Source organism: Kitasatospora sp. NEAU-69 (assembly GCF_057158765.1).
The window spans coordinates 27,922-41,368 of sequence record NZ_JBWXUE010000014.1 but is presented as its reverse complement, the minus strand read 5'-3'; the positions used below and the strand labels follow the sequence as shown (position 1 = coordinate 41,368).

General features: G+C 72.4%; 11 protein-coding genes. 7 read left to right on the top strand and 4 right to left on the bottom strand.

From position 1 onward, the window contains the following. Positions 1 to 595: 595 nt before the first annotated feature. From AC060L_RS17900 to AC060L_RS17890, 3 genes are read left to right on the top strand one after another with little or no spacing between them, the layout of a single operon-like run. Positions 596 to 1,363, top strand: coding sequence for a methyltransferase domain-containing protein (locus AC060L_RS17900; RefSeq protein ID WP_483799773.1), 768 nt, complete (start codon positions 596 to 598; stop codon positions 1,361 to 1,363). Further along, positions 1,360 to 2,526, top strand: a complete 1,167-nt coding sequence (locus AC060L_RS17895; RefSeq protein WP_483799772.1) for a TauD/TfdA family dioxygenase — start codon at positions 1,360 to 1,362, stop codon at positions 2,524 to 2,526. The genes AC060L_RS17900 and AC060L_RS17895 overlap by 4 nt, the downstream gene beginning before the upstream one ends. Positions 2,527 to 2,584: 58 nt before the next feature. Next, positions 2,585 to 3,421 (top strand): EamA family transporter, encoded by an 837-nt coding sequence (locus AC060L_RS17890; protein WP_483799771.1) that lies wholly within the window; start codon positions 2,585 to 2,587, stop codon positions 3,419 to 3,421. 24 nt (positions 3,422 to 3,445) lie between these two features. On the opposite strand, the gene AC060L_RS17885 is transcribed toward AC060L_RS17890, so the two are convergent. Next, a complete protein-coding gene (locus AC060L_RS17885) occupies positions 3,446 to 4,306 on the bottom strand; it encodes a polysaccharide deacetylase family protein (RefSeq protein WP_483799770.1) in 861 nt (286 codons plus the stop codon). A 402-nt stretch (positions 4,307 to 4,708) separates the two neighbouring features. On the opposite strand from AC060L_RS17885, the gene AC060L_RS17880 reads away from it, so the two are divergent. The 4 genes from AC060L_RS17880 (at position 4,709) to AC060L_RS17865 (ending at position 11,019) form a co-directional block, all read left to right on the top strand. Further along, positions 4,709 to 6,706 carry an ATP-binding cassette domain-containing protein gene (locus AC060L_RS17880; protein ID WP_483799769.1) on the top strand — a complete coding sequence of 666 codons (1,998 nt, stop codon included), beginning with the start codon at positions 4,709 to 4,711 and terminating at the stop codon, positions 6,704 to 6,706. A gap of 226 nt (positions 6,707 to 6,932) precedes the next feature. Continuing rightward, positions 6,933 to 8,693 carry an ABC transporter transmembrane domain-containing protein gene (locus AC060L_RS17875; protein ID WP_483799768.1) on the top strand — a complete coding sequence of 587 codons (1,761 nt, stop codon included), beginning with the start codon at positions 6,933 to 6,935 and terminating at the stop codon, positions 8,691 to 8,693. A gap of 101 nt (positions 8,694 to 8,794) precedes the next feature. After that, entirely contained in the window at positions 8,795 to 10,483 is a 1,689-nt protein-coding gene (locus AC060L_RS17870; protein ID WP_483799926.1) for an ABC transporter ATP-binding protein, read from the top strand. A 32-nt stretch (positions 10,484 to 10,515) separates the two neighbouring features. Beyond that, the gene (locus AC060L_RS17865) at positions 10,516 to 11,019 is read left to right on the top strand and encodes a DUF6328 family protein (protein WP_483799767.1); all 504 of its coding nucleotides are present in this window, start codon (positions 10,516 to 10,518) and stop codon (positions 11,017 to 11,019) included. A 24-nt stretch (positions 11,020 to 11,043) separates the two neighbouring features. Here AC060L_RS17865 and AC060L_RS17860 read toward each other — a convergent pair whose 3' ends face one another. The 3 genes from AC060L_RS17860 to add form a co-directional block, all read right to left on the bottom strand. Further along, complete coding sequence (locus tag AC060L_RS17860) at positions 11,044 to 11,643, bottom strand: dihydrofolate reductase family protein (RefSeq protein ID WP_483799766.1); 600 nt, start codon at positions 11,641 to 11,643, stop codon at positions 11,044 to 11,046. A gap of 89 nt (positions 11,644 to 11,732) precedes the next feature. Then, entirely contained in the window at positions 11,733 to 12,206 is a 474-nt protein-coding gene (locus AC060L_RS17855; protein WP_483799925.1) for an NUDIX hydrolase, read from the bottom strand. A 61-nt stretch (positions 12,207 to 12,267) separates the two neighbouring features. Continuing rightward, positions 12,268 to 13,290: an adenosine deaminase gene (add, locus tag AC060L_RS17850; RefSeq protein ID WP_483799765.1), complete on the bottom strand. Its 1,023-nt coding sequence runs from the start codon at positions 13,288 to 13,290 to the stop codon at positions 12,268 to 12,270. Positions 13,291 to 13,447: the final 157 nt, after the last annotated feature.

Genomic DNA, 13,447 nt, shown 5'->3' with positions numbered 1-13,447 from the left:
AACTCGGTCGGATACGGATCCAAGCCGCTCCTTCTCGGACTCGCCCGTCACCGATCGCCCACGCTTGATTCGGCGAACCTCTACTGAGAAGAAGAGGAATTATGAATTCCTGCGGGCCGGCGATCTTGGAATTTCGCGATCTTGCAATCCGGCGATCTTGTCGTCTGGCGATCCGGTGCGATTCGGTGCGGGCGGGTGTGCGAGCTGTGGCCGGTCGGTGGGTGCGGCCGGGGTGGCAGTGGGCGGCTGTGGGGAGGGTGCGACCGGTCGGGGTGCCGGGCGTGCTTGCTGTGCTTGCTGCGCCGGGTGCGTCAGTGTGCGCCCGTTGTGTTCCGGAGTTCATCCGGAGTTCCACTGGGGTGGGTTTGATTCACCCGGCTTCCACAGGCGCCATGAGTGCTGCGGATCGTGCCCGGAATCATTGCTCGCCCCTCACCGGCCGCCTGGGTATGCTGCGTCGAGCTGCATGCGAGATCGTTTATGGGGGGACACCATGGGCAAATCCGGCACTCCTGCGAGCGAATCCGAGGGGGATTTCGCGGCGCGGAGCTCCGAGCGGAGCTATGAGCAGTCGCGGTATGCCGTCCCGCATCACGTGCTGCGGTCCGAGGTCATCTACGGTGCGGGCTTCCAGAGTCCGGGCGGCCTGGCCGGCTTCCGCGAGATGCTGCTGAGCCGGATGGACGTCTCGCCGGGCATGCGGGTGCTGGACATCGGCTCCGGCCTGGGCGGTGCCGCCTTCTATCTGAGCGCGGCTGCCGAGGTCGAGGTGGTCGGGGTCGATCTGGCCGAGGTGATGGTCGGCATCGCCACCTCGCGCAAGCCCGAGCTCGACCCGAAGGACCGCGTCCGCTTCGTCCACGGCTCGGTCTACGCCGAGGAGTTGGCGCCGCGCTCGTTCGACATCGTCTACTCGCGCGACTCGCTGCTCTATGAGGCCGACAAGGCCGGTCTGCTCGCCCGCTGCCTGGAGCTGCTGAAGCCCGGCGGGGCGATTCACATCAGCGACTTCTGCCGAGGCCGTTCCACCCCCGCGTTCGAGAGCTACGTCGAGGTGTCCGGCTACCACCTGCCGACCATCGAGGAGTACACCGGGCTGTTCGGCGCGGCCGGCTTCGAGGCGGTCGAGGGCAGCGACCTCACCGAGCTGACCGGCCGCTACCTGCAGGGCGACCTCGACGACTACCGGGCCGGGCTCGACGACGGTCGCTACGACGTCGACCCGGACGATGCCGCGCACATCATCGAGCGGTGGCAGCGCAAGATCGACTTCGTCGCGGAGCGCTCGCTGACCCAGGGCCTCTTCTCGGCGCTCGCGCCGCGCACCGCTTCGGAGTTCGCTGCGCAGGAGGTCACGCCGTGACGCCCGTCGAGCACCCCGAGTTCCTCACCGTCGAGCTCCCCACCGGGCGGCAACTGCGGTTCCACTGGCTCTGGTTGCGCGACTCCTGCCAGTGCGCCGAGTGCTTCAACAGCTTCGCGAAGCAGAAGTACGCCGACTCCGCCGACCTGCCGCTGGACCTGCGGCCGGCCTCGCTGGAGCGGCTCGGCGACGCCGTCGAGATCGGCTGGCCGGATGGCCACCGGAGCAGCTACCCGCTGGACTGGCTGGCCGAGCGCGACTCCGAGCGGGAGCGGGCCGCCGGGGACGAGTCAGCTGCCGGGCGGGCCGCCGGGAAGGGCGCCGCGCGGGTCACCTGGCGCAGCCCGCAGGCCGTCACCGAGACCGTCTTCGGGTACGCCGACCTGCTGGCCGACGACGCGGTGCTGGGGCGGGCGCTGGAGCAGCTGTTCAGCCTCGGCATGCTGGTGATCAGCGGCCGTGGCGCGCCGCAGGCGGACCCGGACGAGCTCTGCGAGCGGCTGGCCGGCTTCGTCGACCGGTCCTACTTCGGTGAGTACTTCGACCTGGAGGTCAAGCCGGACGACCAGACCGACAGCATCTCGTTCAGCACCCGCGCGCTGCCGCTGCACACGGACATCCCGTACTACACGACGCCGCCGGACTACCAGTTCCTGTACGGCGTGCGGGTCAACGCGGCGGCGACCGCCGCGACCGGCGGCCGGACCAGGTTCGCCGACGGCCTGGCCGCCGCCCGGCTGCTGCGCGAGAGCGAGCCGGAGCTGTTCGACACGCTGGTCCGCACCACCGTGACGTACCGGGCGGAGTACCCGGGCGCCGGGAAGGTCTACCAGAACGAGACCGGCATCATCCGGCTCGACGAGCGGGGCGAGGTGGCCGGGCTGCTGAACAACCCGACGAAGATGTTCTTCGACCGGGTGCCGTTCGACTCGACCGTGGACCTCTACCGGGCGTACCGCACGCTCAAGGCGCTGATGACCGACGAGGTCTGCTACTTCCACTCCTGGCACCAGGGCGACATGATCGTCTTCGACAACCGGCGGATCTTCCACGGGCGCGAGGAGTTCAACGACCCGAGCATCACCCGGAAGCTGCGCGGCGGGTACTTCAGCGGGATCGAGTTGTCGGCCCGGGCCCGGTTCGTCGCGGAATCCGCCAAGTAGCCGCCAGCAGCCGCCAAGTAGCCGCGTCAAGAGATCCGTCGAGGAATAGAGCATCCGCATGTCGGTCGGTGTCGTCGGGCTCGTGCTGTTCGCGGCCGTGCTGCACGCCAGTTGGAACGCGCTGCTGCGCAGCGGCAGCGACCGGCTGTGGCTGGTCACCGTGATGAGCTTCGTGACCACCGCGATCGCGATCCCGTTCGCGCTCGTGGTGCCGCTGCCCGCCGCGGGGAGCTGGCCCTACCTGGGCTTCTCCGCGGCGGTGCAGGTGCTGTACGCGATCTTCCTGGTCAAGGCGTACCAGGTCGCCGATCTGGGATCGGTCTATCCGGTGATCCGCGGCTGCGTGCCGCTGCTGGTCACCCTGGGCGCCGCGCTGTTCGCCGGGCAGCGGCTGACCACGGCCACCCTGGCCGGGGTCGGCCTCGTCTCGATCGGCATCATGGCCACCGCGCTGGGCCGCGGCAGCGGTGGCGGCAAGGCGCTCGGGCTGGCGGCGGCGACCGGCGCGGTGATCGCGACGTACACCGTCACCGACGGCGTGGGGGTGCGGCACGCGGGCAACCCGTCCTCGTACACGGCGTGGATCTTCCTGATCTACGGCGTGCTGATGCCGCTCACCTACCGGCTGCTCCGCGGCCGGCTCGAACTGCGCGGCCGGGGGCCCGAGATGCGGGTCGCCGGCATCGCCGGTGCGGTGCAGATCCTGGTCTACGCGGTGGTGATGTGGGCGTTCAGCCTCAGCCCGATGGGACCGGTCTCGGCGCTGCGGGAGACCAGCGTCGTCTTCGCGACGCTGATCGGCTGGCGGTTCCTGGGGGAGCGGCTGACCACCGCCCGGCTGGGCGCCTGCTCGGCGATAGCCCTCGGCGCGTTCTGTCTGAGCTACTACGCGTAGCCGCCCAGCCCGTCCGGCGTCCGGCTACAGCGTCACGAAGTCGTACCCCTTGGACTTGAGCGCCGGCAGCACGCTGCGCAGCGACTCCAGCGTCTGCGAGCGGTCGCCGCCGCCGTCGTGGCAGAGCAGGATGTCGCCGGGCTTGGCGGCCATCAGCTTCTCGGTGATGTGGGCGACGCCCGGACGGGACCAGTCACGCGGGTCGACGTCCCAGTCGATCGGCGTCATACCGTACTTGGCCGCCGCCGCGAAGACGGCCGGGGACCAGTCACCGCCGGGCGAGCGGAACAGCGTCGGCGGCGTGGCGCCGGCGTCCACGATCACGGACTGGGCGTTCTCGATCTGCTGCTCGATCTGCGCGGCGCTGCGGTGCGAGAACGGCTGCGGGTGGGTCATCGTGTGATTGGCGATCATGTGACCGTCGGCGGCGATCTGCTTGATCAGGTCCTTGTACTTGTGCGCCTCGCTGCCGACCACCGAGAAGGTGGCGCGGATGTCGTACTTCCGCAGCAACTGGAGCATCTGCGGGGTGTAGAGCGGGCTCGGGCCGTCATCGATGGTGAGCGCGACGGCGTTGCTCGGGGCGCTCGGCAGCAGGTCGTGGACCTTGAAGACCGCCTTGCTGCGCACCGCCACCGGCGAGGCCGAGGCAGCACTGGGCAGCGCGGAGATCGCCTTGGGATCGACCGCCGCGCCGGGGGAGAACGAGTCGGACGGGCTGTCATCGGGCGTCTGCTTGCCGGCGTCCGCGCTGGTGTGGCTGCCACCGGAGTCCGAGCAGCCGGCCACCGCGGCCGCGGCGAGCGATGCGGCACCGAGGGTGGTCCAGGCGAGCAGGCGGCGACGGGAGGGCTGGGCGGCGGGATCCTGCGGCGATATCGGCATGACAGGCACCTTACGAGTCGGTGGGAAGACCATGAGAAGCGGGGAAGCGTCGTTCTGATCGACGCTGTGCGGACCCGAACGGTTGCGCGGGCGGCCGACTGTGGCCGACACGTGGTCGCACTGGCCGAGGTCGATGGTCGCCGTTCGCTGCTTGTCACTCAACTCGCCGGGCCGGACGCGTAATTGGCTCCATCGGGTGAGTGGCGCGGCGACACGCCGAGCGGTGCGGCGGGGCGGTGCCAGGATCGGTTCGGCGCCGCGCTCCGAGTGTCCGTTCGAGTCGAGGATCGTTCGAGTCGAGGACCGGTCGAGTCTCGCGGCGCCCGAGTCTCTGCCACCTGCTGCCCGCTGCCGTCGGCCTGCCCGACGGCTGGTGGGCCTGTCGTCGAGCAAGGAGTCGATGTGTCCCCTCTTGATGCGTCCGAGATCTCCCCTGAGACCTCCCCCGGCGCTTCGCCTGACGCTTCCCCCGATGCTTCGCCTGGCGCGCCGCCGACCGGCGAGGACCAGGAGGAGCTGCGCCTGCGGCCCCCCGGCGACAACTCCGAGGCGGTGGCCCACCGCATCACCACCGGCGCGATGCTGCGCCGGCTCCCGCAGCTGATGCGCCGCGCGTTCGCCCTCGGCCGGCAGGTGGACCGCCGCTCGCTGGCCGCGCTGGTCGGCTGCCAGCTGCTCGCGGGCCTGCTCGGCGCGTTCGGTCTGCTGGCCACCACCCGCACGCTGACCGCGCTGGTCGCCTCCGGCGCGGTCGGCGGCCGGCTGCGCGAGGCGATGCCGTCGCTGCTGGTGCTGGCGGCGGCGGCCGGCGCCCGGGCGGTGCTCGGGATCGCGGTCGGCAGCCTCTCGCAGCGGGTCGGCCCGAAGATCAGCCGGCAGGCCGAACTCCTGCTGCTGGACGCCGGTACCAACGCCGAGCTCGCCGCGTACGACCACCCCGGCTTCAACGACCGCTGGGACGCGGCCGACCGCGGCGCCGACGCGGCCCGCGACCTGCTGCCGCAGACCCAGAACGTGCTCGCCGCCCTGCTGTCGCTGACCGCGGCCGCCTCGGTGCTGACCGTGCTGCACCCCGTCCTGCTGCCGCTGCTGCTGGTCGGCGCGCTGCCGCGCGGCCTGGCCTCGGTGCGCGCCGCCAGGATCAACTACCTTGCGGTGCTGGCGACCCACCGGGACCGCCGGCTGCTCGCCATGCTGCGCTGGTACCTGATGGACAAGCAGGTGGCCGACCAGGTCCGTTCGGACACCGTCGCCGGCTACCTGCTGGAGCGCTATCGCGCGGCCGGGCGCCGGATCGACCGCACCAGCGACCGCGCCACCTGGCAGGCGGCCCGGATCTCGCTGCTCGGCTCGCTGCTGGCCGGCCTCGGCGCCGGCCTGCTCTGGCTCACGCTCGGCTGGCTGCTGGCGACCGGACGGCTCACCGCGGCCGCGGCCGGAACGGCGGTGATCGCGGTCGGCACCGCCGGGCAGGCCGTGCAGGGCATCGTCGGCTACGGCACCGACCTCTACCGCACCGGCCTCTACCTCGACGACTGGTCGGTCTTCGTCGACGAGGCGGCCGGCCGCCGGCTGGCCCGTGGCGCGATCCGGCCGGCGGCCCCGCGGGTGGTCGAGCTGCGCGAGGTGACGTTCCGCTACCCGGGCGGTGAGGCGCCGATCATCGACCGGCTGTCGCTGACCGTGCGGCGCGGCGAGATCGTCGCGATCGTCGGCGAGAACGGCGCGGGCAAGAGCACGCTGATGAAGCTGCTCTGTGGGCTCAACCTGGCCACCGAGGGCGCGGTGCTCTGGGACGGGGTGGACATGCGCGAGCTCGATCCGCAGGCCGTCTGGCAGCACACCGCCGTGGTGCCGCAGAAGTTCGCCGAATGGCCGGACAGCGCCCGGCAGAACATCCAGCTCGGCCAGCCGACCGCGCGCGGCGACGAGGACGTGCTCGCCGCGGCCCGCGCCTCCGGCGCGCACGAGGTGATCGAGCGGCTCCGCTCCGGCCTCGACACGCTGCTGGCGCGGGAGTGGTGGGGCGGGGTGGCGCTCTCCGGCGGGCAGTGGCAGCGGATCGCGGTGGGCCGGGCGTTCTTCCGTCCGGGCGGGCTGCTGGTGCTGGACGAGCCGACCAGTGACCTCGACCCGCGCGCCGAGCACCGGATCTTCACCGGCCTGCGCGAGCTGGCGGCGGATCGCGCGGTGGTGCTGGTCACGCACAACCTGGCCAACACCGTGGTGGCGGACCGGATCGTGGTGCTGCGGCGCGGTGCGGTCCTGCAGCAGGGGCCGTTCGATCGGCTGGTGCGCGAGCCGGGGCTGTTCCGCGAGCTCTGGCTGCTCTCCCAGGACCGCGGGGCGGTGCCGGCGGCGCGGGCGGCGGTGGTCCCGGAGCAGCGCGGGCGTCGCTGAGCCCAGCCCGGGGCGGGGCGAGACCGGGGTGGGGGGCGGGGCCGGGGCGAGGTCGGGGGATTTCGGCAGGTGGGAAATGGTTTGATCCCGGCGGCGCGGTCGACCAGACTGTCCCGGCGCTTTCGGCGCCATGACACCTTCTGACGATCCCCCGACCGACGGGCCGTCCGCTGCTCCCAGGCGGACGGCCCGCTCGGCGTGCTTCCCGACGGCAAGGAGAACTGCGGTGACCGCGCGGAGTTGGAGCCTGGGACGGGCGATGCGCCACGAGCCGAAGCGATCCGGTGAGGAGGTCGGCGACCCGCCCGATATCCGCTCGCCCGACCGGTTCCTGCTGTGGCTGCTGGCCCGCTTCAGGGTCTCGGTGGCCTGGGGGATCGGGCTCGGCGTGCTCAGCCTGCTCGCCCAGGCGCTGGTCCCGGCCGCGCTCGGGCGGGCCGTCGATCGCGGCATCGCCGGGCGGGACGAGGGGCAGCTGCTGCTCTGGGGCGGTGCCGTGCTGCTGCTGGGGCTGCTGGTGAACGCCGCCGCGATCCTGCGCGACCGGTGCAGCCTGATGGGTCAGCTCGGTGCCACCTACCTGGTCACCGAGTTGACCACCGCGCAGGCCGGCCGGCTCGGCGCGACGCTGCCGAAGCGGGTCTCGACCGGTGAGGTGCTGAGCGTCGGCCTCGGCGACATCGCCGCGCTGGGGCGGCTGATGGAGGTCACCTCGCGGGCCTGTGGCGCGGCGGTCTCCGCCGCCCTGGTCGCGGTGATCATGCTCGACCAGGCGCCGGAGCTCGGCCTGCTGGTGCTGGCCGGGGTGCCGCTGATGGCCTGGGTGGTCGGCCGGCTGATCCGCCCGCTGCACGGGCGGCAGGAGCGACTGCGCTCCCAGCAGGGCGAATTGACCGACCTCTCGGTGGACATCGTGGGCGGCCTGCGGGTGCTGCGGGGCATCGGCGGCGAGCGGCTCTTCCACTCCCGCTATCGCGAGCGGTCCCAGCAGGTGCGCGGGGCCGGTGTGCAACTGGCCGGGGTCGAAGCGCTGTTGGACGGCACGAAGCTGCTCCTCCCCAGGCTGCTGATGGCCGTCGTGATCTGGCTCGGCGCCCGCGAGGTGCTGGACGGCCGGCTCAGCATCGGCCAGTTGGTCGCGTTCTACGGCTTCGCGCTCTTCCTGTCGCCGCAGCTGCGCCGGGTGACCGAGGCGGTGGACAAGCTCACCCGGGCCCGGGTGGCGGCCGCGCGAGTGCTGCGCCTGTTGCAGCTGGAGCCGGAGCTGTCCGATGGCGAATCGGGCGAATGGCCGGACACCACAGGTGAGTTGACGGACCCGGCGAGCGGCCTGGTGCTGCGGCCCGGTCGGTTCACCGCCGCCGTCTGTGCCACCCCGGCCGACGCCGCCGACCTGGCCGACCGGCTGGGCCGCTACACCGACGGTGCCGAGCCGGTGCGCTACGGCGGCGTCCGGCTGGACGAACTGCCGCTGGACGAGGTGCGCCGGCGGATCCTGGTGCTGCGCAACGACGCGCGGCTCTTCGCCGGCCCGCTGCGCCGCGAACTCGACCCGGCCGACCGCGCGCTGACCGACCCCGAGGTGCTCCCGGCCGCGCTGTACGCCGCCTCGGCCGAGGACGTCGTGGACGCACTGCTGGGCGGTCTGGCCACCGGCGAGTCCGCCGAGTCCGGCCGCGAGTTCTCCGGCGGGCAGCAGCAACGCCTGCGACTGGCAAGGGCGTTGGCAATGGATCCGGAGGTGCTGCTGATGGTCGAGCCGACCAGCGCGGTGGACGCGCACACCGAGGCGCGGATCGCCGAACGCCTGCGCACCGCCCGGCGCGGCCGCACCACGCTCGCGTTCACGACGAGCCCGATCCTGCTGGCCCGGGTCGAGCACGTGCTGCTGCTCACCGACGGCAAGGTGACCGCCGAGGGCACGCACGCCGAGCTGCTCGCGGACCCGGCCTACCGCGCTGTCGTCACCCGTGGGGAGTCCCTGTGAGTACCGCCTCTGTGAGCACTGTTCCGGTGAGTACCGCCTCTGTGCCTACCGTCCTGCCGATCGCCTCGCCGAGCGAGGTGCGTTCCTACGCCCGCCGTCTGATGCTCCGCTACCCCGCCGAACTCGCCCGCGCCCTGGGCCTGCACGCGCTCGCCGCGGTCTGCGGGCTGGTCGCACCGCGACTGCTCGGCCAGCTGATCGAACAGGCCGCCCGGGGCGTCGACCACGCGGCCCGCATCGCGCTGCTGATCTGCGGCTGCACCGCGCTCCAGGCGGTGCTGCTGCGGTTCGCGGTGCACGCCTCGGCCCGCCTCGGCGAGAAGGTCCTGGCCGAGCTGCGCGAGGACTTCGTCGGCCGGGTGCTCGCGCTGCCGCTCGCCACCGTCGAGCAGGCCGGCACCGGCGACCTGCTGACCCGCTCCACCCGGGACGTCGACGCGCTCGCCCGTACCGTGCGCCAGGCCGTGCCGGACACGCTGATCGCCGTCAGCACGGTCCTGCTCACGCTCGGCGCGCTGCTGCTGCTCGGCCCGTTGCTGGCGCTGCCCTGTCTGGTGGCCGTCCCGCTGCTCTGGGGCGGCGGGCGCTGGTACGTGGCCCGGGCCCGGGCCGGCTACCTCGCGACGGGGGCCTCGTACGCCGAACTCACCGCCGGCCTCACCGAGACCGTGCAGGGCGCCCGCACCGTCGAGGCGCTGCGGATCGCCGACCGGCGCGCCGAGCGGGCCGAGCGCGACATCGCCCGCAACTACGCGGCCGAGCGGCACACGCTCTGGCTGCGCACGGTCTTCCTGCCGATCTCGGACACCGCGTACGTGCTGCCGGTGGTGGCCACGCTGATCATCGGCGGGCTCTACTACCAGCACGGGCTCGCCTCGCTGGCGGCCGTCACCTCGGCGGTGCTCTACGTGCAGCAGATCGCCGACCCGGTGGACCAGCTGATCGCGCAGCTGGACTCGCTGCAGGTCGGCGGGGCGTCGCTGGCCCGGCTGCTCGGGGTGGCCGGCGCCGCCGCTCAGCCCGCCGCCGCTCCCGCCACCACCCGGCCCGGGACCGGCGAAGGCCTGCGGGTGAACGGCCTGAGCTACTCCTACCGCGAAGGCCGTCCGGTGCTGCACGAGGTGGACCTGGCGGTCCGGCCGGGTGAACGGCTGGCCGTCGTCGGTGCCTCGGGAGCCGGCAAGTCCACGCTCGGCCGCCTGCTGGCCGGCATCCACACCCCCGACCACGGCACGGTCACCGTGGACGGCGTGCCGCTCGCCTCGCTCCCGCCGGACGAGCTGCGCGGCCGGGTCGCGCTGGTCACCCAGGAGCACCATGTCTTCCACGGCACGCTGCGCGACAACGTGCTGCTGGCCCGCCCGGACGCGGACGACGAGCACGTCACGGCCGCCCTGCGCGCGGTCGCCGCCTGGGACTGGGCCGCCGCACTCGGCCTGGACGCCCGGGTCGGCTCCGGTGGCGCCGAGCTCTCCGCCGCCCAGGCCCAGCAACTGGCGCTCGCCCGCCTGGTGCTGGCCGACCCGCAGATCCTGATCCTGGACGAGGCCACCTCACTGATCGACCCCCGCGAGGCCCGCCGGCTGGAGCGCTCGCTGGCCGCCGTGCTGGCCGGCCGCACCGTGATCGCCATCGCCCACCGGCTGCATACCGCCCGCGACGCCGACCGGGTCGCGGTGATGCGCGACGGCCGGATCGTCGAACTCGGCTCGCACGAGGAGCTCGTCGCGGCGGGCGGCGAGTACGCGCACCTGTGGGAGGTGACGGCGGCGGCGGAGACGGCGATTTGATGCGCACTCTCCGTGGCCAGATAGTAAGGCCCATGGAAAAGGAGCCGGAGCACCCGGAAGAGCAGCACCCGGAGCAGCCCCAGGTGTCGCGTCAGGAATCGGCGGAGGAGCGCGCCGACCGCAACATGGTCGAGCTGCTCCAGGAGCTGCGCGTCATCCAGACCGGCGTGCAGATCGTCTTCGCGTTCCTGCTCGGCCTGGCGTTCACCAGCCGCTTCCCCGAACTCGACGACTTCGAGACCGACACCTACATCTCCACGCTGCTCCTCACCGTGGTCGCCTCCGCCGTCCTCGCCACCCCGGTGGCCGTGCACCGGGGCCTGTTCCACCGGGGGGCCAAGCGCCGGATCGTGGACGTCTCCGCGAAGCTGACGCTCATCGGCCTGTTCTTCCTGGCCCTGGCACTCAACGGCGCGGTGCTGCTCGTGACGGACGTCGTCCTCGGGCACGCATGGGCGATCGTCATCACCGCTGCCACCGCCGTCATGTTCGCCGGGCTCTGGTTCGTGCTGCCGTGGCGGCTGCGCCGGCCCTGACCCGGGGCCGCCCGGCCGCTTGGCCTACCCCTTGGCGATCGGGCGGTAGGTGCTGACGTTCACGCCCGTCTTGGTGCTGATCACCGACGACACCAGCTCGAAGGCGCGCAGCGCACCATCGGCCGGGAAGATCGTCTTACCGCCGCCGAGCAGCACGGGCATCACGATCAGCCGCAGCTCATCGACCAGCCCCTGGTGCAGCAGCTCACGCACGAGCGTCGGGCTCCCCATCACCAGCAGGTCGCCGCCCTCGGCCGCGTGCAGCTCCCGGATCCGGGCGACGGCCTCGGCACCCGGGATGCGCTTGGTGTTGTCCCAGGTCAGCTCCGCATCGCCGAGCGTCCCCGTCACGACGTACTTCGGAATCGCGTTCATCCGATCGGCGAACGGATCCCCGGCCCGCTCGGGCCACGCCGCCGCCATCGTCTGCCAGGTCCGCCGCCCGAACAGCAGCGCCTCGGCCTGCGCCAGCGCATCGGTGAACGCCCCGCCGACCACCTCCGGATCGAAGAACGGATGCGACCAGCCGCCATGGGCGAACCCGCCGTCGGTGTCCTCCTCGGGACCACCAGGTGCCTGCACGACGCCGTCCAGGCTGATGAACTCACTGATCACAATGCGCACGGGTCTCGCTCCTCTACCACTACCGCACTTCGGGCCGGGCGCGTTCAGCCTTGCAGCTACCACTGACACTCACCCCGCACGACACGTGCTCACCCCACCCCCGGCACGACCCGCCGCCCGTCATGCACCCGCACCTGCGCCGCCACCCCGTCGAGCAGCGCATCCAACACGCGGACGGCGTACACCTCGCTCATCCGCTCCCGCACCTCGTCAGCGGACAGCCACTCCACAGCGGTGGACTCCTCACTCATCCGCTCCCGTCCACCCTCGACCCGGCACCGGAACACCAGCGCGACAACCCCGCGCGCCATGTTCTTGTAGACCCCGGTCAGCCGCCCGACCCGCACCTCGACCCCGGTCTCCTCGAACACCTCCCGCCGCACCCCCTCCTCGGGCGTCTCAGCGAGTTCGAGAACGCCGCCGGGCAGCTCCCAAGTCCCGTTGTCCGCCCGCCGGATCGCGAGCACCTGCCCGTCCTCGCGGACGACCACGCCGGCCACGGAGACGGAGTGGAGCGGTGCGGGTCGGTCTGCTGCGCTGCCGCTACTCATGTACCGGAGGATAGAAGAGTCGCGCTCCGGGCCGCAGCGCGCACGAAGCTTGCGAAGCGGCTGACCTGCCCGGCTACGCCACCACCCCTTGCCCGAGCCACTCCTCGATCCCCGCGACCGCAGCCGCGACCAGCTCGGCCGGTGCGTCGCTCGTCTCTACCGACGTGCGTGCGATGTCCGCAAGCTGATGATCGGTCAAGCCAAGTGTGTCCCGCGCGATCAGGTACTCGTCGGTGAGTGAGGCACCGAACATCAGCGGGTCGTCCGTTCCCAGCGAGCAGCGCACCCCGGCCGCCAATAGCGCCGGCAGCGGGTGATGGCGCAGGTCCGGGACCACGCCGAGTGCCCGGTTGGAGCTCAGGCAGACGTCCATCGAGACGCCCTGCTCGGCGAGTTGCCGCAGCAGGGCCGGGTCCTCGGCTGCCCGGATGCCGTGCGCGATGCGGGTCGCGCCCAGGTGCTCGACGGCCGCCCGGACGCTGTCCGGCCCGAGGAGCTCGCCCGCGTGCGGGGCCGAGGTCAGGCCGCCGGCCCGCGCGATCGCGAACGCCTCGGCGAACGGTTCGGCCGGGCAGGCGGCTTCGTCCCCGGTCAGCCCGAGTGCGTGGATGCCGCGCTCCGCGTGGCGGACGGCGAAGTGGGCCAGCCGCACCGCGTCCTCGGGGCTGCGATGCCGGGAGACTGCGATCGTGAGGCCGAACCCGACTCCGCAGCGCTCCCCGGCCTCACGGGCCGCGTCCAGCACCAGGTCCAGCACCGCCTCCGGCGCCCCGAACTGGTCATAGGTGTGCGGGTCGAAGTGCGGCTGCACCCAGACCCCGCCATCGGCGGCGACGTCCTCGACCAGCTCGGTCACCAGCCGCCGCAGGTTCTCCGGTCGGGCCGAACTGGCCTCGTACGCCGCGTTGAAGACCTGCTGGAACTCGCCGAACGTGCTGAAGCCGCGCGGATCCGGCGCCGTCCGCCCGGCCTCGGCCGCCAGCTCGGCGAGCGTCGTCGGCCGCATCGCCGCGAGGAGGTGCAGGTGCAGCTCCGCCTTGGGCAGGGTGCGCAGATCGCGCCCCGATATCGCCGCACCGTGTTGCTGCTCTGCCACTGTCCGCCCCCAGATGACCGGCAATCAGGTGCACGCGAAGCACCTTGGGAACAGCCTAATGCGGTTCGGCGGTGACGCGGCCGGATCCGTGCCCGCCCCCTCCGGGTCGCCGGGCGCGTCGTCCTCGGCGTCCCGAGATGGCCATGGTCTGCTGGAC

Coding starts and splice junctions, on each gene's coding strand:
- AC060L_RS17890 (WP_483799771.1), top strand. CDS start 2,585: ATGTCGGTCGGTGTCGTCGGGCTCGTGCTGTTCGCGGCCGTGCTGCAC.
- AC060L_RS17885 (WP_483799770.1), bottom strand. CDS start 4,306: ATGCCGATATCGCCGCAGGATCCCGCCGCCCAGCCCTCCCGTCGCCGC.
- AC060L_RS17870 (WP_483799926.1), top strand. CDS start 8,795: ATGCTCCGCTACCCCGCCGAACTCGCCCGCGCCCTGGGCCTGCACGCG.
- AC060L_RS17865 (WP_483799767.1), top strand. CDS start 10,516: ATGGAAAAGGAGCCGGAGCACCCGGAAGAGCAGCACCCGGAGCAGCCC.